The organism is Cryptosporangium sp. NPDC051539 (genome assembly GCF_044454545.1).
GTDB lineage: Bacteria > Actinomycetota > Actinomycetes > Mycobacteriales > Cryptosporangiaceae > Cryptosporangium.
This window is the reverse complement of sequence record NZ_JBITDV010000005.1, coordinates 472,788-495,297: the sequence shown is the minus strand read 5'-3', so window position 1 is coordinate 495,297 and position 22,510 is coordinate 472,788. Positions and strand designations below refer to the sequence as shown.

Sequence of the window (22,510 nt, the reverse complement as noted above, 5' to 3'; positions counted from 1 at the left end):
CGGACCCCGGCCGCATGGGATAGGGATGAGCCATGCGCTTTCACAAGTTCGGCCACGCCTGCCTGCTCGTCGAGGACGCGGACGCCCGCGTGCTGATCGACCCCGGCGCGTTCGCGCCGGGGTGGGAGGACCTGCGCGACCTCACGGCGGTGCTGGTCACGCACCAGCACTTCGACCACCTCGACCTGGAGCGGCTGCCCGCTCTGCTCGACGCGAACCCGGACGCGGCCGTGCACACCGACCAGGCCTCCGCCGGCATCCTGGCCGAGAAAGGCCTGCGTGCGGAAGGCGTCGCGCCCGGCGCCACGTTCTCGATAAACGGTCTGAGCGTCGAGGCGATCGGCGAGAACCACGCGGTGATCCACCCGGACATCCCGATCATCCCGAACGTGGGTTACCTGCTCGGCGGCCGGTTCTACCACCCGGGTGACTCGCTCACCGTCCCCGACCGCCCGATCGAGATCCTCGGCGCTCCGACGGCCGCGCCCTGGCTGAAGCTCTGGGAGGCGATCGACTACATCCGTGCGGTGGCGCCGAGGATCGCGATCCCGATCCACGAGAAGGCGGCCGCCGCGCCCGGGATGTACTACCAGAACATGTCCGCGCTCGCGCCCGAGCGCACAGCCGTCGAGATCATCGACGACGGCGAACCGCGGGAGTATTGATGGCCGGTCCGCTGAGGGTGGCCCTGGTGGGGTACGGCACCGGTGGTGCCTACTTCCACGCGCCGCTGATCGCCGCGGTCGAAGGCCTCCGGCTGGCCGCCGTCGTGACCGGAAACCCGACGCGCCGGGCTCAGGTCCAACGCGATCATCCGGACGCTCTGGTGCTGGCGAAACCGGCCGATGTCTGGGCCGACCGGGACGCGTTCGACCTGGTCGTGATCACCACACCGAACGCCACCCACGTGTCGCTGGCAACCGAGGCGATCGACGCCCGGCTGCCGGTCGTGGTCGACAAGCCGATCGCGGCCGACGCCGGTGAGGCCAGGGCACTGGTCAACCGGGCCGAGGCCACCGGAGTGCCGCTCACCGTCTACCAGAACCGCCGCTGGGACGGCGACTTCCGGACGCTGAGCCGGTTGCTGTCCGACGGGTCGCTGGGCCGCCCGGTGCGGCTGGAGAGCCGGTTCGACCGCTGGCGTCCGACCGTGGCCGAGGGCGCGTGGAAGGAGCAGCCGGACAACGCCGGTGGCATCCTCCTCGACCTCGGCACCCATCTCGTCGACCAGGCGCTGGTGCTGTTCGGGCCGGTCCGGTCGGTCTACGCCGAGATCGACGCCAGGCGCCCGGGCGCCGCGGTGGACGACGACGTGTTCCTGGCGCTGACCCACCATTCCGGCGTCCACTCCCACCTCTGGGCCTCGACGCTGGCCGGCCAGCTCGGACCTCGGTTTCGCCTGCTCGGGGACTCCGCGGCCTACGTGACCTGGGGAACGGATCCCCAGGAGGCTGCGCTGAGGGCCGGCCGGAAACCAGGTTCGCCGGGCTTCGGCGACCGTCCAGCCGCCGAGTGGGGCACGCTCGGCGCCGGCGACGCGGTACGGCCGTACCGCACGCTGAGCGGCGAGTACGCACGCTTTTACGAGGGCGTCGTGGCCGCGCTCACGACCGGAGCCCCGATGCCGGTCGATCCGCGGGACGCGGTCAGCACCCTCACGGTTCTGGACGCTGCCCGAGAAAGCGCAGCCAGCCGCAGCATCGTGGACATCTGAGCGGGCAGCGCGCGCCCGGGGTTGGTCACGACCGGTTATCCACATAATCCACAGGCTGTGGATGAGGCTGTGCACAGCTGTGGACAAGGGCTGTGCACAGCTGTGGATGACAGGATGGAATGGCGTGTTCGCGGCGCGGCTGGGCGTCCAGAAGGGGCTGTGGACACCAGGCTTCGCAGACGCCGCAGAAGTCATCTCGCGCACCGCGCGACCACAGGTTCATACACAACTGGGAGCCGGCACATGACGTTCGACCCCTCGGACCCGATCGGCATCGACGACCTCCTCACCGACGACGAGAAGACGATCCGGGACGCGGTCCGGACGCGCTGCGAGGCAGTCGTCGCGCCGCACATCGCGGAGTGGTTCGAGAGCGGCCACGTCCCGGTCCGCGAGCTCGCCGAGGAGTTCGGTGAGCTGGGCGTCCTCGGCATGCACCTGACCGGCTACGGCTGCGCGGGGATGAGCGCGGTCGAGTACGGGCTGGCCTGCCGGGAGCTGGAAGCGGCCGACTCCGGGCTGCGGTCGCTGGTCTCGGTGCAGGGTTCGCTGGCGATGTTCGCGATCTGGAAGTTCGGCACCGAGGAGCAGAAGGAGCGCTGGCTGCCGTCGATGGCGGCCGGCGACGCGATCGGGTGCTTCGGGCTCACCGAGCCCGACCACGGCTCGGACCCGGCCGGGATGCGCACCCGCGCCCGCCGGGACGGCGACGACTGGGTGCTGGACGGCCGCAAGATGTGGATCACGAACGGCTCGGTGGCCGACGTCGCCGTGGTCTGGGCCGGTACCGACGACGGGGTCCGCGGATTTGTCGTCCCGACCGATACACCCGGGTTCAGCGCGCCCGAGATCACCCGGAAGCTCTCGCTGCGAGCATCGGTGACCAGCGAGTTGGTGCTGGACGGGGTCCGGCTGCCGCACACGGCAACGCTCGAGGTGCAGGGCCTCAAGGGGCCGCTCTCGTGCCTGAACGAGGCTCGTTACGGCATCGTCTGGGGCGCGATGGGCGCCGGACGCTCGGCGTTCGAGACCGCGCTCGCGTACGCGACCACGCGGGAGCAGTTCGGCCGGCCGATCGCCGGATTCCAGCTCACCCAGCAGAAGCTCGCCGACATGGCGGTCGAGCTGGCCAAGGGTGAACTCCTCGCGCTGCACCTGGGCCGCCGCAAGGACGCCGGCCGGCTGCGCCCGGAGCAGGTGAGCGTCGGCAAGCTGAACAACGTGCGGGAGGCGCTGGAGATCTGCCGGACGGCCCGGACGATCCTCGGCGCCAACGGGATCTCGGGCGAGTACCCGATCATGCGGCACGCCGCGAATCTGGAGTCCGTACTGACGTACGAGGGAACCGTGGAGATGCACACGCTCGTGCTCGGCCAGGCGCTCACCGGGCAATCGGCCTTCCGATGACTACTTAAAAGCACCTCTCGTGCGCCGATGTCGGATATGTGCTGAGTAGGTTGGTCCGCAGCTTCTGGCAGCGGCTCCCGCGTGGGCGACCGCCGGGAGACCTCACCTGGGCCTCGCGGCACCAGACGATCGTGCTGCTGCTGGCGGCCCACGTCGTCGGGTTGCCGATTTACGGGCTGATCCGGCACATCCCGGCCGCTCAGTGCATGTACTCGGTGGCGCCGCTCGTCCTGCTCACCGCGATCGCGGCGTCGGACGGGCTGCCGCGGCGGCTGCGTGCGGTGACCGCGACGCTCGGCACGGTGGTGTCGTCGGCCGTCGTCGTCTCGTTCTCGGGCGGCTACATCGAGGCGCACTTCCACTTCTTCGTGATGCTTTTCGTCATCATGCTGTACCAGGACTGGCTGACGTTTCTGCTGGCCATCGGTTTCGTCGGGGTGGAACACGCGATCGTGGGCGTGCTGACGCCGGCCAACGTCTACGGCGCGCACTCGCACCAGGCGGCCGAGCCGGTGAAGTTCGCGTTGATCCACGCCGCGTACGTGGGTGCCGCGGCGATCGCGGCGGTCGGCAACTGGCGGCTGACCGACCGAGCGCAGGCGGCCACCCAAGAACTGGCCGACCAGCTCGAGTTCGAGGTCGACCACGATCCGCTGACCGGCGCGCTCAACCGCCGCGAGTTCGAGACCCGGATCGACGAGGTGCTGACCCGGGTCGAGGAGACCGGCGCGACCGTCGTCTGCGTGCTCGACCTCGACCGCTTCAAGATCGTCAACGACACCTGCGGCCATCCGGCCGGCGACCGGCTGCTGGTCGAGGTCCGCGACGTCCTCAAGGGCGTACTCGATCCGGACGACACGCTGGCCCGGCTCGGCGGCGACGAGTTCGGCCTGCTGGTCGAGCGTCCGACGGTCGAAGAGGCGGTCGCGCTGGCCGAAGCGGCATGCGCGGCGCTGGCCGCCCACCGGTACAAGGCCGACGGGCGTACGTTCGCGGCCAGCGCGAGCATCGGCGTGCTGCCGCTGTTCGGGCAGGTCCGGTACGTCGAAGAGGTCATGCAGCTAGCGGACGCGGCGCTGTACGCCGCGAAGGAGGCCGGCCGCGGGCGGGTCCACGTCCACCAGCAGGGCGACGTCGAGCTGAACCGCAGGCAGAGCGACTCGATCTGGGCCGGTGCCCTGCTGGACGCCCTGCACGAGGACCGGCTCGAGCTGGTCTACCAGCCGATCGTGCCCACCGTGCGGCCCGAGGCGCAGACCGGGCGGATCGGCGAGATCCTGGTCCGGCTGCGTGAGGCCGACGGTTCGCTGATCTCGCCGGGGCTGTTCTTCCCGGCCGCCGAGCGGTACGACCTGCTGCCCGCCCTCGACCGGCAGGTGGTGGCGAAGGCGATCTCGATGCTGGCCGCGCACTACAAGCCGGGCGAGCCGACGAACGACGACCTGTACACGATCAACCTGGCCGGCCCTTCGATCGGCGACGAGGAGTTCCGGACGTTCGTCCACGCGCAGCTCGACCAGCACAAGCTCTCGCCGAGCCTGGTCTGCTTCGAAATCACCGAGACGGTCGCGATCACGAACCTCGGGGTGGCACGCCGGTTCATCACCGAGCTGCGGTCCACCGGTTGCCGGTTCGCGTTGGACGACTTCGGCAGCGGCCTGTCGTCGTTCGCGTACCTGAAGAACCTGCCGGTGGACTTCCTCAAGATCGACGGGAACTTCGTCAAGACGATCACGCACGATTCGATCGACCGCACGATGGTCGCCGCGGTGAACCAGATCGGCCACGAGATGGGTCTGCGCACGGTCGCCGAGTTCGTCGAGGACGACGAGACGCTGGCCATCCTGCGCGAGATCGGCGTCGACTACGGCCAGGGGTACGGCCTCGGCCGCCCCGGACCACTGACGAGCTGGCTCGCCGATCGGCGTCCGCCGTCGGGCTCGCCGAGCCGGGCCACGGGGACGTCGGCCGCCGAGTCGTCAGCCGCGGGGACGTCGGCCGCGGTGGCCTGAACCGCCCGTTCGACCACGTTGCGGACCTCGGGATCGTTACACCATTTGAGGGTGGGATACTCGCTAGCGGCGCCGGACGAAAGGGGAGTCCCTGGCATGGCGGGCCGTCCAGAGACCGAAGGGGCCGGCGAGTACCGGATCAACGATCTGGCGCGCGAGTCCGGGATACCGGTTCGCAACATCCGGCTCTACCAGGAGCGGCGCATTCTTCCGCCGCCGGTGCGCCGGGGCCGGATCGGCTGGTACAGCGAAGCGCACCTGGCACGGCTCCGGCTGATCGCGCGGTTGCTCGACCGGGGGTACTCGCTCGCGCACATCGGCGAGCTGATCTCGGCGTGGGAGCGCGGGCGCGACCTGGCCGACGTGCTGGGGCTGGAAGCGGCGCTCACCGGCCCGTGGAGCGAGGAGCCGCAGACCGTCATCTCAGCCGGTGACCTGCAGCGCATGTTCGGCCGGCAGGAGGAACGAGGGTCGCTGGACCGGGCCATCTCGGCCGGGATGCTGCGGCCGGACGGCCCGCGGTTCCGGGTCGCGAGCCCCCAGCTCCTCGACATCGCCGTGCAGCTGGTTCAGGCCGGGTATCCGCTGCCGGTCGTGATGAAGCTCGCCGAAGACTGCATGCACGACATCGAGCGGGTCGCCGAGCGTTACGTCGCGCTGGTCAAGGCCACGATCACGCCGAGCCTCTCGCCCGGCGAGGCGCACGAGGAGCACGACGCGCCGCCCGAGATCGACGATCCGGCCGCGGCCGCGGACCTCGTGCAGAGGTTGCGGCCGCTGGCGCGTAAGAGCGTCGACGCGATGCTGGCCATCGCGATGGAGAACGCGGTCAACCAGGTGTTGGGTGACGCGGTGAGCGCGCTGGCCAAGGAAGGCCGCCCGGGCGACTAACCCGCGGGCAGGTTCGAGATCCGGTCGGCGTATTCGTTGAGTTCCCGGACGTTCGGCACCACGCCCATTCGGCGTAAGCGGCCGTGCAGTTCCTGGGCGATCTCGTCGGCCGGTGCGCCGGCCTTCTGGCGGGCCACCTGGTTGACGATGTACTCGACGCGTTGCGCGATCTGCCAGCCGACTCGTGTGGCCGTGCTGTCGGACGCGTTCAGGCCTAATCCGCTGATCGTGAATCGTGAGCTCATGCCCCGGTCATCGACCACGGCCCGCCGCTCTTGAGCCCTCACCGGCACCGTCACTCCGTGGTGGGAGTGACGGAGCCGGCCACTGGGGAAGAGGGCGCGATCCTGCCTACCGGGTAGCGACAGGATCGCGCCACCAGAAGCGTCGCTTACCGGAGCTGCCGGTCTCATACCTCGGCGCATGGCCCCCATCCGGAGGGGTTGGAGCCTCAGTACTGGATCGAGGTATCCGCATGCGTGACGCCGAAGGCCCGGGTGATCTTCGGGTCCCTGGTGCGTTCGTGCAGCCAGAGGGCCAGGCTGGCCAACTCGTCCGGGTCGGCGTCGGGTGACTCGACTTCCACCTCGTGTGCTGCGGTGCTGATCCGGACACGCGTCATTGGCCGAACCTACCCGGGCTCGCTGATCCTGGAACGGCTAGTGGCTGGGTTCGGGTTCCGCTTCGCTCGGGTCGGGCGCCGCCGTCACCGACACGTTGAGCGCATTGGCCGCTCGGGCGGACGACCCTGCACCTCACAGGATGGCCAAGATGACGTGTGAGGGGCGGCAATCAGCAACTGCAGAGCAAATCTCGTACAGATTTGACGTAGAGTGGCATCAGAGTGCACGGCTGATGCAGGGAGGCGAGCAGTGCTACTAAGGTTCGCCGTTTCGAACCATCGTTCGATAGATCAGACCGTCGAACTGTCCATGATTGCGGTGGACGAAGATCGGCCGGCCGCTAGATCCTTCGGCCTCCTGAACGAGAGCGTGCTGACCGTCGCCGGAATTTACGGGCCCAACGCATCGGGAAAGTCCAACGTGGTGGATGCCCTGGCGTGGCTCTCAACGGCGATTAACAAATCCCTCAGGGCGTGGGACGAAGTCGTTCCACGCGAGCCATTCAAGTTCCGCAACGCGGCAGGACGATCGACGAGCTTTGAAGTAGAAATGATAGTCGGCGGGGTTCGCTACGCCTACCAACTCGAACTCAGCGACAACGAGGTGTCTTTCGAAGCGCTCTACAGCTACCCCGAGCGACGGAGGCGCCTGCTTTTCGAGCGAGAAGGCCTTGAGGTTCAGTTTCGCCGAGGCCTCGCCTCTACGCTTTCGGGGGTCAGGGAGCTTCTTACTCCGACGACACTAGCGCTGTCGGCCGCGATTCGGTTCAACGAACCCGAGGTCAGTCTCTTCGGCCGGAAAGTCGCCAACATTCTCGTGTTGGGAGCACGCCCGAGAAGGCCTCGATACTCCGGGTACTACGCACCTGCTCCGTACCGCGCCCAGGAAACCGAACGGCTATTTCTGGACGGGCCTGATCCCGATCAATTGGAACTCTTCGAAGGCGGCGGCTCCGACGAATTTTGGGGGCCCCGCTCCGCGCTCGCCCTGCTACGATTCGCCGATCTCGGTATCGAAAACGTCGAAGTGGTCGAGGAGCCGAGCGACGAGACAGTGGATTCGTCGCCGCGCCGCAAAATTCGATTGGTTCATCGGGTTGCCGATCAGAAGGTTGTCTTCAGCGCTTTCGACGAATCAGAGGGCACGCGAACCTGGTTCCGACTGATCGGTCCGGTGCTGGGGGCGTTGAGAAATGGACGTACTCTTCTGTTCGACGAAATCGATGCCAGCCTCCATCCTCGTCTCTCCGCCAAGCTGCTCGAACTCTTTCGGGATCCGAAGACCAATCCCCGAGGGGCGCAGCTAATATTTACCAGCCATGACACCAGTTTGCTCAACCACCTGAATCGAGACGAGGTCTGGCTCACGGAGAAGGGCGATGACGGCGCGACGTCTCTCACCGCCCTGGCCGACTTCGGAGGGGACAAGGTTCGCCGATCCCTTAACCTGGAAAAGGCCTACTTGCAAGGACGGTTCGGCGCTGTCCCCGAACTTGACCAGCACGCGATCCGGTCGCTACTCGGCCTGATTCCGCAGGATGAACCATGAACAGACGAATGCGGAACCTGCCTCAATCATTGAAGCGGAGGTCGGGGTTTCGCAAACCGCGCAAGACGTTCGTTATTTTCTGCGAAGGCAAGCGGACCGAGCCGGAATACCTGGAGGACCTCAAGCGTGATCCAGAGGTTCAGAAGGCTGCGGCTGTGGACCTGAGGATACAGTCGTCCAATAGGTCGACACCCCTGGCTCTCGTTGATCTCGCGATCGATGCGCAGATCAAGAACGCGAAAGAAGAGGGTGAGGTCGACGAATTCTGGTGTGTGTTCGATGTGGAGTGGCCGATCCACCATCCCAATCTGCGAGAGGCTGTGCAGGCAGCACGTCGGGCCGGTGTGAGGCTAGCCATCTCCAATCCCTGCTTCGAGCTATGGCTGATCTTGCATTTCAGAGATCATTCGTCTTTTCTTGACACCGATTCCGCCCGGCGCCTGAGGCGGACGTGTGACGGACAGCCGGACAAGGGCGTGGGTAGCAAGGCGTACATGCCTAATAAACATGTTGCCGGCCAGCGGGCCAAGGCCCTGGAACAGCGGCACGCAGAAAATGGCCGCACGCTGCCTGATGACAACCCTTCGTCAGGCATGCACCAGCTCATCGACGCGGTCACCGCAAATACCGTCTGATCTTCAGTCGGGGACGCGGCCTCAGCGGGCGTGCCGGCGGTGGTCGGCCGGGCGGCGTGACTAGAAGACGCGCGCCGAGCGCGGCGTGGGCGGACCGCCGAGGGAACTGCCTTCGGACGGGTCGGGGAGCGTGAACCAGGCGACCGTGCCACCGGACGGGCTGGCCTCCAGGCCGATCTGGCCACCGTGGGCGTTGATGATCCGGCGGGCGGTGGCCAGCCCGATGCCGGCACCCTCGGCGCTGGAGTCGTGCGGGTCGTGCACCCGGGTCAGCGGGCTGAACGCCTCCTCGCGCCGGTCGCGCGGGACGCCGATGCCATTGTCCACCACCTCGATCCGCCAGGCGTGTTCCTGACGGCAGCTGTGGAGGGCGATCAGCGGCGGGCGTTCGGGGTGCCGGTACTTCGCCGCGTTCGAGATCAGGTTCTGCAGTACGGCCCGGATCTGCGTGGCGTCCACCCGGACGGTGGGCAGCGGCCCGACGTCCAGACGGGCGTTGACGGCGCTCAACGCGGGCGCGAGGTCGTGCCGGACCTCCTCCACCAGGTTGCGGAGCGCGACCGGTTCCCGGCGGAGCTCTCCGCCGAGCTTGGCGAAGCCGAGCAGGTCGGTGATCAGGTCGCTCATCCGGTGCGTGGACGACAACGCACGGGCCACGTACTCCGAGGACGGGGTGTCGTGCGGAACGTTGTACTGCAGTTCCTCGAGGAAGCCGTTGACCGCCGTGAGCGGGTTCCGCAGGTCGTGGCTCACCTGGCCGGCGAACGCGTGCAGGGCCTCGTTGGAGCGGGTCAGCTCGGCGCGCACCTCGGCCAGTTCGGCCACGGCGTCCACCAGCTCCGACGTCCGCCGGCGCAGTTCCAGGGCGTCGTCCACCTGGCGGGCGAGCAGCCCCAGACCGCGGATACGCCGATCGTCGAGGCTGCGGGGATCGTCGTCGAACACGCAGAGGGTGCCGAGCACCTGGCCCTGCGGATTGCGCAGGTGGGTGGCCGCGTAGAAGCGGAACGCGGCGTTCTCACCGGTCACGTACGGGCTGTCGGCGAAGCGCGGGTCCTCGAGCGTGTCGTTGACGATGACCTGGCCGGGCTCGTCCAGGATCGCGTTGCACATCGAGTCCTGGCGGCCGCACGCACCGGGCTCGAAGCGGCCGTAGGTCGCGACCGAGTGCTGGATCGACTCGCCCATCAGGTTGACGATGGCGGTCGGCGTCCCGGAGAGGTCAGCGGCGAGCTCGGCCAAGGCCGTCAGGTCCGGCGCCGGGGGGTGCCCGATGACGTCGTACGGCGCGATCAGCGCGTCCCGGTCGATCCGGCCCGCCATCCATCGCCCCCCGACGCCCGATGACCGCTAAGCGCCCATTATAGGGTATTTACGTAGTTTGGGGAGTTGCGCCGTTGGGCCGGTGGAGCTTCGCGAGCCGGTTCTCCAGGTTGAGGACGACGGCCGGCCGGGCGGCATGCGCGCGCTCGTAGGCGAGCAGCGTCAGGATGGCCCGGTCGTCGAGGCTGCGGGTGCGCTGGCGGATCGCGGCGATCGTCAGCCCGTCCCAGTTCTTCACCGGCAGGTCGTCCGAGGCCGTGGCGGCGGTACCCGGCGCCACCTCGGCCAGCAGGCTCGCGGCCTCGGCGTGGGCGGCGGCCGGTGTGGGTGCCCCACCGACGGTCGGCACCGTCGCGGTGTGCGGGGGCCGCACCGGCGGCGTGACCGGAGGCTTGACCGGCTCGGGGGCCGGACGACGGCCCGGAAGCAGCGAGAACAGTGCCTCGGCCGCGCCGGGGCTCAGCCGTCCCAGCGTCTGGACGACCGGTTTGCCGGCGGCGCCGGCCAGCTTGAACACGGGGCCTGCGGCGCGCCCGACCACCCATCCGGCGAACCGGAACGACTGGGTGAGCAGCTTCTCCGCCGGGTCCGCCACGCGGCGGGCAACGTCGGTCAGCACGGGAATCCCCTCCGAGACTCGGTGAATAGCGAGGTCGCACTACCCCCGAACGGGTCGGGGAAAACTCCATGGTGCCCGGCCCGCGCCATGGCGGGAGGTGCGTGGAAGGGTTTTCCCGGATCGACCCACGAGTCGACCGACGAGGAGGAGATCATGCCGCTTGACCGTCCGCAGGCGCCCGACCCGTACGAGTTGCTGCCCGCGGTGCCGTCGTTCACGGTGACGAGCACCGATGTGACCGCCGGTACGCAGCTCGACCTGGCCCAGGTGGCCGGGGACGCCGGGGGTCAGGACGTTTCCCCGCAGCTCTCGTGGTCGGGATTTCCGGCCGGGACGAAGAGCTTCGTGGTGACGTGTTACGACCCGGACGCACCCACGCCGTCCGGCTTCTGGCACTGGCTCGCGGTGAACCTGCCGGGGTCGACCACGTCGTTGCCGACCGGTGCCGGTGCGGGTGACGACAGCCTGCCCGGTGACGCGTTCCACGTCCGCAACGACTACGGGACGAAGAACTACGGCGGTGCTGCCCCTCCGCCCGGCGACCAGGTGCACCGCTACTACTTCGTGGTGCACGCGGTCGACGTCGACGCCCTCGACGTGAACTCGGACGCGACGCCGGCCGTGGTGTCTTTCAACCTCGCGTTCCACACGCTGGCGCGGGCGTTGCTGGTACCGACCTACCAGCACTGATTCGCAGTACGGGGGCCGGGCGAGTAATGCCCGGCCCCCCGATGCGAGTGCGCGCCGGGTGGTCATAGGATCGTCCAGAGAGGACTGTTAGCCGCCGCTGTGTAATAGTGAAGTCGGCAGCGTCCATTCTGTTTCCCGACGTCTTCCCCCGACGAGGAGCGATGGTCCCTGAACAGCGCCGCCAGCAGATCGTGACCGCACTGGGCACGCGGGGCATGGTCCGGGCGGACGATCTGGCCACTCAGCTCGGTGTATCGCTGGAAACCATCCGGCGTGACCTGAACGAGCTGGAACGCCGTGGCGAGCTCACCCGGGTCTACGGTGGCGCCACCCGGGCGCCGAAACGCTCGGAGGGCTGGGACCGGCGGGTCGGCTCGCAGGTGGCGGCGAAACAGGCGATCGCCCGGTACGCGGTCAGATTGCTGCGGCCGCAGCAGACCGTCGTCTTCGACATGGGCACCACGCTGCTGGAGGCCGCGAAGGCGTTACCCGGCGACTGGGCCGGTTCGATCCTGACGACGTCCGGGCACGTCGCCTCGCACCTGGCCGATCACGCCGGGGTGAAGGTGCAGCTGGTGCCGGGGCACGTGCGTGAGGAAGAACTCGCGGTGTCCGGCCCGGCGGCCGAACGGGTGTTCGCCGAGGGGTTCGCAGACGTGGCGCTGGTCTGTGCCGGCGGGGTGCACCCGCAGGCCGGGCTCACCGGGTGCCACGAGGGTGAGGCCACGGTCCGGCGGCAGATGATCGCGCGCAGCTTCGAGCGGTACGTGCTGGCCGACTCGACGAAGCTCGGCCGGGTCTCGACGTACCGGGTCACGGATCTGAGCTCGATCACCGCGGTGATCACCGACTCGGACGTGACCAAGGACGTGCTGGACGCATTGGTCGCGCGCGGGCTCCGGGTGCATGTCGCGCCGCCGCTTCCGGTTGACCAGCACGCCTGACTTCAGCCATTACGCCCGATTTGGGTACACTTCTCGTGTAACCCGATGAGAGGCGGCGTCTACGGACCAGCACCGATCCGCGTGGACCGCGACCCTCGTCGGAGTGGTCTGTGGTTGCTGTGCCGCGGCCGTTGCTGCTCCCGCCCGTGCGGACGCTCCGCCGGACGGGCCCGCCGTCCTGCACATCGTCGCGCTGAGCGACGCGCCGATCGCCGCGTACTCGGGCGGCGACCTGCCGGCCACGCGTCCCCGGCGCGGTGAGCGGCTCGCGCTGACTTCGGTAGCCGTGCGCCGGTACGGGGAGTACCTCGACCGGCGGCGGACCGAGGTGCTCTCGCGGTTGCCGGGCGTCGCGCCGGTCTACTCGTACCGGTGGACGCTGAACGGGTTCGCGGCCGAGCTCACGCCCGACCAGGTGGCGGCCGCGCGGCGGTTGCCGGGTGTCCGGTCGGTGGTGCGGGACTCCGTGCACACGCTGGACGGCGTTCCGCCGGCCGGAACCGGGGAGTTCCTCGGTTTGCCGGGCGTCGGTGGGGCGTGGGAGTCGGTGGGCGGGCCGTCGTCGGCCGGGGCCGGAACCGTGGTCGGGTTCGTCGACACCGGGATCGCGCCGTCGAGCCCCAGTTTCGCGGGGGAGCGGCCGGCGGCGGCGCGCTACCGCGGTCGATGCGCGGCTTCGGAGGTTGCGGACGCCGGGCGGATCGTCCCGGACTTCCGCTGCCGCGGGGCGGTGGCGGGGGCTCGGTGGTACGTGCGCGGCCTCGGCTCGAAGACCCCGGACGCCTCCGACGTCCGTTCTCCGCTGGATACCGATGGCCACGGGACGCACGCGGCCGCGGTAGCCGTCGGAGCCGCTGACGTTCCGGCGACGCTGGGCGCCGTGTCCGGGGTGGCCCCGGCGGCCCGGGTCGCGGCCTACAAGGCCTGCTGGCAGGTGAAGGGCGAAGCCACCTGCGCGACGTCGGACACCGTGGCCGCGGTCGACCAGGCCGTGGCGGACGGCGTCGACGTGCTGAACGTCTCGGTCGACCGGGCCGTCGCCGGGGCGGTCGGGGAGGACCCGCTGGCCACCTCGCTGTACCGCGCCGCGCAGGCCGGCGTGTTCGTGGCCGCCTCGGCCGGGAACGACGGCCCGTCCGCCCGCACCGCGCACGGACGCCCCTGGGTGACGACGGTCGGCGCCGGCACCTACGACCGGCACCCGGTCGCGGTCGTGCGGCTGGGGAACGGGACTCGCCTGACCGGCGCCGGGCTGGGGGACGCCGTTCCGTCGCGCCCGCTGGTTCTCGCGGCCCCGGCGACCGCGCCCCTCGCCGCTCAGCAGTGCCACGCCGGGACGATCGACCCGGCCGAGACGCGGGGGCGCATCGTCGTCTGCCTGCGCGGTGGCAACGCCCGGCTCGACAAGAGCGTCGAGGTGTCGCGGGCCGGTGGCGTCGGCATGGTGCTGGCGAATCCGGGCGCCGACGACATCGCGGCCGACGCCCACTCGGTGCCGACCGTGCACGTCGACTTCCGCGCCTACCGGCGTCTCCAGCAGTACCTGACGTCGGCCCGGCACCCCACGGCGCGGCTCGAGGCGGCGCGGATGCGCGCCACCGGCGCGACCCGGCCCGAGGTCGCGGAATTCTCCGCCCGCGGACCGGACGGTGACGCGCTCGCGCCGGACCTGCTGGCGCCGGGCGTCGACGTGCTGGCCGCGGACGGCGAAGCGTCGTTCGGCGTGCGGTCGGGGACGTCGGTCGCGACGCCCCAGGTGGCCGGCGCGGCCGCGCTGCTCCGCGCGAAGTATCCGCGCTGGTCTCCGGCCGCAGTGAAGTCGGCGCTCGTCACGACCGCTCTCACGCGGGGCCCGGACGGCACCGCGATCACCACCCAGGGCGGCGAGATCGCCGGGCCGGCCGAGTACGGCGCGGGTGCGCTGTCGGTGTCGGCCGCGCTCGATCCCGGCCTGGTCTTCGACTCGGCGGCGGCCGCCACCGCCCCGTACAGCGCCCAGAACACCGCGTCGATCACGATCGGTTCGCTGGCCGGCGTCCGCCTGGTGAAACGGACTGTGACGAACGTGGGGGACACCACCGCGACCTATACCGCCCGGGTCGACGAACCGGCGGGGGTCGAGATGTCGGTGCAGCCGCGGACGCTCACGCTGCGGCCCGGGGAGCGGGCGTCGTTCACGGTCGCCCTGCACCGCGTGTCGGCGCCGTACGACCAACTGGCCTCGGGGGCGATCACCTGGACCGGCGGAGGGCACACGGTGCGGATGCCGGTCGCGGTCACTCCGGTGGTGGTGGCGGCGCCGTCCGCGGTGGGGCTCGGGCGCGAGGTGACGGTCGTGCCGGGGTTCAGCGGTCGGCTCTCGGCGCGGGTCGTCGGCCCGGTGCCGGCGGTGGGGCGGTTCGCGAGGCTGCGGGTCACCGGCGCGCCGTCACGGTTCTCCGCCGCGGCGCCCACGGTCTCGGATTCGACCGCCCGTTTCACCGTGACCGTGCCGAAGGACACCGCGCTGGCGCGGTTCGCGCTGAATCCGGCGGACTATCCGATCGGCACCGACGCGGATCTGTACGTCTACCGGCGCGGCGAGCGGGTCGGGACCAGCGGTGGACCGGCCGCGGACGAGGGGGTCGATTTGTCGACACCGGGTGCGGGGACGTACGAGGTGTACGTGCGGCTGGTGGCGGCACCGGGGACCGCACCGGTGGCGGTGCGGTTGGATTCGTACGTGGTGTCGGACCTCGTCACGGACGCCGAGCCGACGGCGGAGCGGGCCGTCAGTGCGGGCCGGCCGCTGCGGATCAGCGGCCCGGGGCCGGCGACGCGGGGGCGGTGGCTGGGCCAGATCCAGTGGTCGGACGGCGGCACCGGCGAGGCGACGACCGTGGTCAGCGGAGTGCGGTAGGCGGCCGAGGGGTCTGCGCGCCGCCGCTATCCCGGGCAGAGCAAAGGCCCCGCGCCGGAGTAGGGCTGCGGGGCCTCTGACCTGTCTCAACCAGACGCGCGCTCGGAGGGACTCGAACCCCCAACCTCTTGATCCGTAGTCAAGTGCTCTATCCGTTGAGCTACGAGCGCAGGTCGTTCGGGTCAGAAGCATAGCGTAGGTAGCGGGGTGGTTGCTCGGGCCCCCAGCGGGGCACGGGGGTGCGTCGGCCGGGAGTGGCGTGGATCGCTCTAGAGGCGGTGCTCCGGCGCGGCTTACCGTGTCGGGATGCTCCCCTTGTCCCACCTGGCCGCATTCGCTCTCACCACGGTGATCATCGTCGCGATCCCTGGGCCGAGCACGCTGTTCGTCATCGGACGGTCGCTGTCGCTGGGCCGTCGGGGCGGCCTGATGAGTGTGCTCGGAAACACTCTCGGGATGCTGCCGCAGGTCGCCGCGGTGTCGCTCGGTGTGGGCGCGATCGTCGCCGAGTCGATCGTGCTGTTCCGGATCCTCAAGTTCGCGGGCGCCGCGTACCTCGTCTACCTGGGCGTCCAGGCGATCCGGCACCGGCATGCGGTCACCGAGGTCGCGTCGGCCGAGCCGCAGCCGGCCGGGCGCCTGATCCGGCAGGGGTTCGTCGTCGGGATCACGAACCCGAAGTCGATCGTGTTCTTCGGCGCGGTGCTGCCGCAGTTCGCCGATCACTCGGCCGGCCACCTGCCGCTCCAGCTCATGCTGCTCGGTCTGACCGTGATCACGATCGGGCTCGTCAACGACACGCTCTACGCCCTCGCCGCCTCCACCGCGCGCCGCTGGTTCGCCCGGTCCGCGGAGCGGCTCGCCCGCCTGGGCGCGACCGGCGGCGTGATGATGATCGGACTCGGTGCGACCCTCGCGCTCACCGGCACCAAAGACTAATACCTTCGTCGGACGTCTAGGTGGCAGCTCGTGCCTCGCGCCGACGGGCCGTGAGGCGACGGGATTTGGCCTGGACGCCGCAGTCGCCCATCGCGCACCAGCGTCGTGACCCGTTGCGACTGCGGTCGAGGAAGAACCAGCCACAGCCGCCCTCGTCGAGCGGGCAGGCCCGGACGTGATTGGTGTCGCCCGTACGCAGGAACTCGACCGTCGTGATCGCCAGCCGGTCGGGGACGAGGGTCGCCGGAGCGGTGCCCACGAACAGTGTCAACGCCTCGCCGCCGAAGGTCAGGGCCGAGCGCGCCGTGGCCGCCGCCCACCGCAGCCCGAGATGGTCCAGCGCTCGCGCAGCGTCCGGACGGGGGTTCGGCGCAGTACCGAGCACGGTCAGTAAGACGTCGTACGTGGCTTCGCGGATCTCGAGGGAGGCGCGGAGCGCCTGCTCGCCGGCCGTCGGCGACGCGTCCCAGGCCGCGCGGACCTGTTCCGACTCGGTGTCCGTCAGTATTCCGAGGCGCACGGCCCAACTCATGAGATCGGTGGGACTGTTGAGGTGTTCGCGGAACTCGGTGCCTTCGGGTGTCCGGGGCTCTACCGTGTTGACCAGGTCGAGCGCGACGTGGCCACCCACGATTCGAAGGTCGATAACCGCCATTCTATTTACGCTACCACCAAAACCTGCTAGACCGGCATCATGACGAAGGCGATCGCCGCACTTCTCGTCCTTTCGATGTCGACGTTCATGTACGTCACCACCGAGACCCTGCCGATCGGACTGCTGCCGCTGATATCCGATGACCTGGGCGTCTCCCGGTCGGCGGTCGGCATGCTGGTCACCGGTTACGGGCTGGTGGTCGTGGTGGCCTCGGTGCCGCTCACTGCGCTCACCCGGCGGTGGAACCGCAAGTGGCTGCTCACCGCGCTGGTCGGGCTGCTGGTCGTCACCGCGCTGGTGTCGGCGCTGGCGGGCAACTACTGGGTGCTGCTGTCGGCCCGGCTCGCGACCGCGCTCGGCCAGGCGCTGTTCTGGTCGATCGTCACGCCGACCGCGTTCGCGCTGTTCCCGGAGCACGTGCGAGGCCGGGCGGCGTCGGCACTGGCCGGCGGTAGCTCGCTGGCGGCCGTGCTCGGCGTTCCGATCGGTACCTGGCTCGGTCAGCAGGCGGGCTGGCGGGTGGCGTTCCTCGCGGTGAGCGTTTTCGGGGTCCTGCTGACGGTGGGCGTGGCCTCGTTGCTGCCGACCGCGCCGAAGGGTACGGAAGCCGCGTCACGCGGTACCGAACCGGATTCCGGCCGCTTCTGGGTCATCATCCTGACGACGGTGCTGGGCGTCACTGGCGCGTTCACCGCGTTCACGTACATCAGCGCGTTCCTGACCGACGTCAACGGCTTCTCGACCGAGGCGATCGGACCGGTGCTGTTCGTGCGCGGCATCGCCGGGGTCGTGGGGGTCGCTCTGGTCAGTCTCTTCATCGACCGAGCGATTCGGGCGACGCTGACGACGATGGTAGCGCTGCAGGGTATCGGGCTCGCGCTTCACTACGTTTCCGGGGACGCCCAGTGGCTGGCCATCGGGTCGGTGGCGCTCGGGGGCCTGGCGTTCTCCGGAATGGCGTCGGTGCTGGGCGTCCGGGTGATGCAGGTCGCGCCGCGCAGTACCGAGCTGGCGTCGGCGTCGATGTCGACGGGGTTCAACGTCGGGATCACGTCGGGCGCGCTGATCGGCGGGTTGCTGTTGCCGGTTCTGGGGGTGCGGAGCACGGCGCTGGTCGGCGTCGTGCTGACGTTCGCGGCCACGGCGGTGTTGTTGATGGAGCCGTACTTCGCGGCGGCGGACGAGGGTGCGGAGAGGAAGGCGCTGGAGGCGGCGCCGAAGTCGTTAGCCCCGGTGCCGGAGAGCACATCGGTGCCCTTCCGCTAGGGCTGCGGTTGTTGTCTCGGCCGATCGTCAGAACGGTTCGCATCGGGGGACTTCGAAACGCCGACTGACAAGATCCTCGCGTTGTCTGTTCGGACGGGTAGGGCTCGACTTTCGGATAACCGCAGGCCTGAGGGCTGGCCGCGCCCTCGGACCATGTTTAGTGTGAACGATCCAACACGGACGGACGCGCGGGGGCGACGCTGACTACGGCCGCGGCACCAGAAAAGAAAAGCCTCGTCGACTCGGTTCTGCCGGCGGTCATTGATGCGTACTATCCCGACCGCGTCAGGTTGGCGTCGAACGCACGCGCGAGAGCACAGGCAGCACAATCCGCGGTCAGCGCATTCGCCGGTGCACTAGTTGCGACCTTCACCCTCACGGCACTCGCCGACCAGCCGGTGGCTACCCGGGTAGCCGGCTGTACCACGATGCTCATTTGGTTCTTGGCCGCCATCGGTTATGTCCGTGCAGTCGCTGTGCCGGTCGAGCGGCCCGTCGTCAACAGCGCGACGTCGGCGAGCGATTTGATCACTCGTGTCCTGGAGCTAGCCGAATCAGAAGCCAAACAGGTCGACGGACGGCAGCGTGTGGCGAACTCGGCCGCGGTTCTTGCCGTGCTCGGCACTGTAGTGACGGTTTCGCTCGCGGCGCTGCTCGGTTCGTCCGGTGATTCCACGTCCGGATCGCTCAGCCTCAACCCCCAGGGCGCAGCCGCAGTTCAAGCGGCTTGCGGATCACCGAAATCGGTTCTGCGAGGCCGGATCGAAGAAGCGACGGTCAATTCGCCTTTCATCACCATAAAGCTCGACGCCGGGGCGTGTCTCAAGAAGAAGTCCGCCACTCTGCAGTTACCTAGAAGTTCAGTCAGCTCGATCCTACTGGAGGAGCGGTAACGTGTCGGGCGAGCCGATCACACTTTTGGTACTCAGTGGAATGCGGCACGTAGGCCCGTCGATCGCTGAGCTGACGGATTTCAAAAACACTCTCCGATCGCACGTTCAACGTCGAGTTCCCGATGCGGTGCTGATTCTTGGGGGCGTTTCCGACGACGCCAGGCCGGCCGGATACGACCGTGCCGGCGAGGTCGTGGATCATGTGCTCGAAGCTTGCATCGACTACGGCGGCTCTCAAGAGCTACCTCCGGTCTATCTGCTGCCGGGGAGTAGTGATCGTCTACCCCTGCCTGCAGGGCGATTCCCGGTAAAGGCCCTGACCGAACTGTGGCATCAAGCCGAGCCGGGCCTGTGGTCCGGCGACTCGGTCGAACTGGTCCAAGCAGTTGGTGATTCTTTCGAAAGATTTGAGTCCTGGGCCGCGCCGTATCGATCGGATTCGGGATGGCGCAGCGGATTGTTGGCCGGAGACGGCAGCTCCAAAATGCGAATCGGTGGCCTCGATATCGGGCTGATCGCCGTCAATAGCTGCTTCCGGATGCTTGCGAAAGACGCCGATCCGTCGCTGGTGACCGCCTCCGCGGAACAGGTCGACGCCGCAGTCGGACAAGATGTTCACGAGTGGGCACGAGACTGCGCGCTGGTAATTGTCGCCACCGGAGAAGCTCCGCTCTGGACGCCGAACCTGCCGCGTCCGACGCTCGCTCTTGCCGGAAAATCGGCCCAGGCGCCGTCTAACCGCTGGCTGTCGCTTTCGGATCGATCAAGGCCCTCCGTTTGCACCGTGAACATTGGACTGGAGGACCCTTCGGACCCCGAAGTAACCGTATGCCGCTCGCCCAGCGATGTCGGCACCGTCCTTCGCGCCGCGGTGATACGGCCAATCGAATCACGCAGCCCGGAGGTCAACGGGCGGACGCAGGGCCGCGCTGTCGGCACCTCGTCCACCGCGAGCGGCGCGGAGTACCACGACGACTTCCGCCGTGATTTGTCGACCGGACGGATGGTGCTGATAGTCGCGTCCGGTCTCGCGCAGTACTCGGTCTCGGAAAATGGCCTTCCACTGATGGAGCCGGACGAGTACCGCGCTCATCTCCTCAGCTCCATGGACGTGCCGGAGTCGGGTTCACCGCCACCGCTGCACGAAGTGATGATCCGTGCGAAGAGGCACTTCACCAGTCGTCGAGCAGATCTTCTCGAACCGCTGACCGAGGCAGCGGACTCGAGAAATCACATCGCCCACCTGATGCTCAAGGGACCGTGGGCGAGAATTTACGACTTCACTGGTACGAACATCTTTTTCAATGCTCTCCGGCAGGAAGTCGGTCTGGAAGACACGGTTTCGGTGACCGACGCGCGTGATTCATTCCGCACGCCCGAAGCCGATCGCCTCGAAGTCATCGCGATGAACGGTTTTCCGGGCTCTGCCGGATCGGTCGACTTCGTGCCTCCCAGTGAACTGGCGAACGACGCACGAACGTCGTGGTTCAATCAGCTGAGTACGGATGTGCTGCTGCGCCCGATTCTCATCGTAGCGACCGATCTGGCTAGTGAGACATTGTGGACCTGCTTGAGATTGGTGAACGATCCCAACACCGGAAGTACGCTCGACTACCCGCAGTATCTGGTGGCGGCCGGCGGTCGAGAGGCCGAGGTTTGGCGGCTGAACGGATTCCCGGTACAGCACCTTCAGGAAAATATCTCGGAATTTTCGAAATCATTCCTGAAGTCCAACCAGGAAAGCGTCTCTCAAGGCTTGAAGAACATCGCGCGGCGGCGTACCCGGCTGATCCAAGGTACAGGTCTTCAGTTGGTCAAGCATTTGATAGACCAGGCAGAGGCCGGAACGAGTGATCTTCTTCGGGGCTACGAGCCGACCTGGGGTGACGTTCGGGACGACGTAGCAGTCCGCCTGTCGTCGGTCGTGCGAATTCAACAGCACGTCGAAGCGCCCGGCAAAGCGCCGGTCGTTATCGTGGCCGGTCGGGCTGGATCCGGGAAAAGCACGACGCTGATGCGCTTGGCCGCCGAAATGAACACTCAAGGAAAGTCCGTCGGCTGGGTGGACCGCGACGCCAGCCAAAAGAGCAAAGAGATCATCAGGCTCGCCGAGGAGATGGATCTCGACGCCGTCATGATAGACGACGTCGAAATGTTCGGCGCACGTGCGCCAGTGATTCTCCGCCAGCTGAATCGGTCTGGCCGGACCATTGTCGTCGGAACGGTCCGTAGCGTGCGGGCCGATGTCGTGGACGCGGTGAGCGGGGCGACCCGAATCAATCAGGACGAGCCGCTGTCCGACCACGACATAGAAAGCCTCCTCGGCGCTCTGGAGCGCAACAGGCTACTGGGAAAGCTGCGGCGGCACCTTCCACCAGAACGCGTAGCGGAGTTCAGAAAGCTATCCGATCGCGATCTTCTGGCGGGAATGGTCGAAGTGGTGTCCGGCATGCGCTTCGAGGAGAAGATTCGGAGCGAGTACGTCCAACTCGATGACCACTCTTCGATGATCTACTCGATCGTTTGCCTGTTCGAAGAAATCGTCTACAAAACCACTGCCATCAGTTACTCGGAGCTACTCGGGATCCTCTCTTCGAATCGGGCGAATCCCAAGGATTACTCGGTCGTGAAGCGGCTGGTGAAGCAGCGAATGCTCGTGGAGATCGGCGACCAGCAGCTCCGTAGTCGGCACCGGGCAATCGCCGGTCGGGTCGTCGAACTGCTCAAGAAGTCTCCGCCCGGACTCGCCGAGCTGATCAAGCGGATGCTTTGGTATTACGCGTCGTTGGCGAACAACATCTCGGATTCGAACCACACTTATCGCCGAATCATGATCAAGCTGATAAATCATGCAGAGATCAAACGGCTCGGTTTGCCCACGCCACTCGTCCGGGAGATCTACCAGTCCGTGCATCCCCTTCTTCACAACGATTTCCACTACTGGCTGCAATGCAGTCGGTACGAAGTCGAGGAGGACGGGGGAGACATCGAGCTCGCGGCCAGCTATCTCGAGTCGGCGAGAGGTTGCCCCGGAGGCGAATCCGACCCATATGTCGCGACAACGCGCGGCGCCGTGTGTCTGAGGAGGTCGAGGATGACTCCCTCTGACCAGAGGCGGTTCGACGAGGCGATCGAGGCCTACCGTGAGCTGCAGGAAGTATTCCGGAAGAACGGAATCAACTCACCGCACACCTTCGTGATGCTCGTGCGGGAGGGATGTCAATGGCTGGTCCAGGCGAAGCTGGTAGGGCAGGAGGAGAAGAGGCGGATCGGCCTCGAACTGCTCGATACCGTGAAGCTCGGACGTCGAATCGGGCAGGGTGATCCGGAGATACTGCGTACGGCTGACCTGTACGAGCCGGCGCTGGTCGATCTCGTGACACCGACGGATTCTGTTCCGCTCTAGCGGTACGGCGTCGGCGAGGAGTCGGTCGAACGTCGGTCCGCGTGAT

General features: G+C 68.0%; 19 protein-coding genes and 1 tRNA gene. 14 read left to right on the top strand and 6 right to left on the bottom strand.

Annotation, left to right across the window (positions count from 1 at the left end):
* Nucleotides 1–32 precede the first annotated feature (32 nt).
* The 5 genes from ACIBZJ_RS18710 (at nt 33) to ACIBZJ_RS18690 (ending at nt 6,024) form a co-directional block, all read left to right on the top strand.
* On the top strand, nt 33–665 hold the full coding sequence (locus ACIBZJ_RS18710) for an MBL fold metallo-hydrolase (protein WP_395931037.1): 633 nt from the start codon (nt 33–35) through the stop codon (nt 663–665).
* A complete protein-coding gene (locus tag ACIBZJ_RS18705) occupies nt 665–1,714 on the top strand; it encodes a Gfo/Idh/MocA family oxidoreductase (RefSeq protein WP_395931035.1) in 1,050 nt (349 codons plus the stop codon). Before ACIBZJ_RS18710 ends, ACIBZJ_RS18705 begins: the two co-directional genes overlap by 1 nt.
* A gap of 243 nt (nt 1,715–1,957) precedes the next feature.
* Nucleotides 1,958–3,121 (top strand): acyl-CoA dehydrogenase family protein, encoded by a 1,164-nt coding sequence (locus ACIBZJ_RS18700; RefSeq protein WP_395931033.1) that lies wholly within the window; start codon nt 1,958–1,960, stop codon nt 3,119–3,121.
* A gap of 38 nt (nt 3,122–3,159) precedes the next feature.
* A complete protein-coding gene (locus ACIBZJ_RS18695; protein WP_395931031.1) occupies nt 3,160–5,133 on the top strand; it encodes a putative bifunctional diguanylate cyclase/phosphodiesterase in 1,974 nt (657 codons plus the stop codon).
* A gap of 96 nt (nt 5,134–5,229) precedes the next feature.
* Entirely contained in the window at nt 5,230–6,024 is a 795-nt protein-coding gene (locus ACIBZJ_RS18690) for a MerR family transcriptional regulator (RefSeq protein WP_395931029.1), read from the top strand.
* Here ACIBZJ_RS18690 and ACIBZJ_RS18685 read toward each other — a convergent pair.
* Together ACIBZJ_RS18685 and ACIBZJ_RS18680 are read right to left on the bottom strand one after the other, a co-directional pair.
* Nucleotides 6,021–6,269 carry a hypothetical protein gene (locus tag ACIBZJ_RS18685; RefSeq protein WP_395931027.1) on the bottom strand — a complete coding sequence of 83 codons (249 nt, stop codon included), beginning with the start codon at nt 6,267–6,269 and terminating at the stop codon, nt 6,021–6,023. The genes ACIBZJ_RS18690 and ACIBZJ_RS18685 overlap by 4 nt on opposite strands.
* Before the next feature lie 206 nt (nt 6,270–6,475).
* Nucleotides 6,476–6,646 (bottom strand): hypothetical protein, encoded by a 171-nt coding sequence (locus ACIBZJ_RS18680; RefSeq protein WP_395931025.1) that lies wholly within the window; start codon nt 6,644–6,646, stop codon nt 6,476–6,478.
* A 310-nt stretch (nt 6,647–6,956) separates the two neighbouring features.
* Between ACIBZJ_RS18680 and ACIBZJ_RS18675 the strand changes: the two genes are divergently transcribed.
* Both ACIBZJ_RS18675 and ACIBZJ_RS18670 read left to right on the top strand, forming a co-directional pair.
* Nucleotides 6,957–8,195, top strand: coding sequence for an ATP/GTP-binding protein (locus ACIBZJ_RS18675; protein ID WP_395931023.1), 1,239 nt, complete (start codon nt 6,957–6,959; stop codon nt 8,193–8,195).
* Nucleotides 8,192–8,830, top strand: a complete 639-nt coding sequence (locus ACIBZJ_RS18670) for an RloB family protein (RefSeq protein WP_395931021.1) — start codon at nt 8,192–8,194, stop codon at nt 8,828–8,830. Before ACIBZJ_RS18675 ends, ACIBZJ_RS18670 begins: the two co-directional genes overlap by 4 nt.
* 60 nt (nt 8,831–8,890) lie before the next feature.
* On the opposite strand, the gene ACIBZJ_RS18665 is transcribed toward ACIBZJ_RS18670, so the two are convergent.
* Both ACIBZJ_RS18665 and ACIBZJ_RS18660 read right to left on the bottom strand, forming a co-directional pair.
* A complete protein-coding gene (locus ACIBZJ_RS18665) occupies nt 8,891–10,153 on the bottom strand; it encodes an ATP-binding protein (protein ID WP_395931019.1) in 1,263 nt (420 codons plus the stop codon).
* Between the two features lie 49 nt (nt 10,154–10,202).
* Nucleotides 10,203–10,772, bottom strand: coding sequence for a hypothetical protein (locus ACIBZJ_RS18660; RefSeq protein ID WP_395931017.1), 570 nt, complete (start codon nt 10,770–10,772; stop codon nt 10,203–10,205).
* 153 nt (nt 10,773–10,925) lie between these two features.
* Between ACIBZJ_RS18660 and ACIBZJ_RS18655 the strand changes: the two genes are divergently transcribed.
* The 3 genes from ACIBZJ_RS18655 to ACIBZJ_RS18645 all read left to right on the top strand — a co-directional run bounded on the left by ACIBZJ_RS18655 (nt 10,926) and on the right by ACIBZJ_RS18645 (nt 15,305).
* Nucleotides 10,926–11,462, top strand: coding sequence for a YbhB/YbcL family Raf kinase inhibitor-like protein (locus ACIBZJ_RS18655; RefSeq protein ID WP_395931015.1), 537 nt, complete (start codon nt 10,926–10,928; stop codon nt 11,460–11,462).
* A 161-nt stretch (nt 11,463–11,623) separates the two neighbouring features.
* On the top strand, nt 11,624–12,406 hold the full coding sequence (locus ACIBZJ_RS18650) for a DeoR/GlpR family DNA-binding transcription regulator (RefSeq protein WP_395931013.1): 783 nt from the start codon (nt 11,624–11,626) through the stop codon (nt 12,404–12,406).
* Nucleotides 12,407–12,509: 103 nt separating this feature from the next.
* On the top strand, nt 12,510–15,305 hold the full coding sequence (locus tag ACIBZJ_RS18645; RefSeq protein ID WP_395931011.1) for a S8 family serine peptidase: 2,796 nt from the start codon (nt 12,510–12,512) through the stop codon (nt 15,303–15,305).
* Nucleotides 15,306–15,402: 97 nt separating this feature from the next.
* On the opposite strand, the gene ACIBZJ_RS18640 is transcribed toward ACIBZJ_RS18645, so the two are convergent.
* Nucleotides 15,403–15,475 (bottom strand) — tRNA-Arg (locus tag ACIBZJ_RS18640).
* 136 nt (nt 15,476–15,611) lie between these two features.
* Here ACIBZJ_RS18640 and ACIBZJ_RS18635 point away from each other — a divergent pair.
* Nucleotides 15,612–16,244 (top strand): LysE family translocator, encoded by a 633-nt coding sequence (locus tag ACIBZJ_RS18635; RefSeq protein WP_395931009.1) that lies wholly within the window; start codon nt 15,612–15,614, stop codon nt 16,242–16,244.
* A 16-nt stretch (nt 16,245–16,260) separates the two neighbouring features.
* On the opposite strand, the gene ACIBZJ_RS18630 is transcribed toward ACIBZJ_RS18635, so the two are convergent.
* The gene (locus ACIBZJ_RS18630) at nt 16,261–16,899 is read right to left on the bottom strand and encodes a CGNR zinc finger domain-containing protein (protein WP_395931007.1); all 639 of its coding nucleotides are present in this window, start codon (nt 16,897–16,899) and stop codon (nt 16,261–16,263) included.
* 39 nt (nt 16,900–16,938) lie between these two features.
* Here ACIBZJ_RS18630 and ACIBZJ_RS18625 point away from each other — a divergent pair, with 39 nt between their 5' ends.
* The 3 genes from ACIBZJ_RS18625 (at nt 16,939) to ACIBZJ_RS18615 (ending at nt 22,464) form a co-directional block, all read left to right on the top strand.
* A complete protein-coding gene (locus tag ACIBZJ_RS18625) occupies nt 16,939–18,165 on the top strand; it encodes an MFS transporter (protein ID WP_395931005.1) in 1,227 nt (408 codons plus the stop codon).
* 428 nt (nt 18,166–18,593) lie between these two features.
* Entirely contained in the window at nt 18,594–19,058 is a 465-nt protein-coding gene (locus ACIBZJ_RS18620; RefSeq protein WP_395931003.1) for a hypothetical protein, read from the top strand.
* A gap of 1 nt (nt 19,059) precedes the next feature.
* Nucleotides 19,060–22,464, top strand: a complete 3,405-nt coding sequence (locus ACIBZJ_RS18615; protein WP_395931001.1) for a hypothetical protein — start codon at nt 19,060–19,062, stop codon at nt 22,462–22,464.
* The last annotated feature ends 46 nt before the right edge of the window (nt 22,465–22,510 follow it).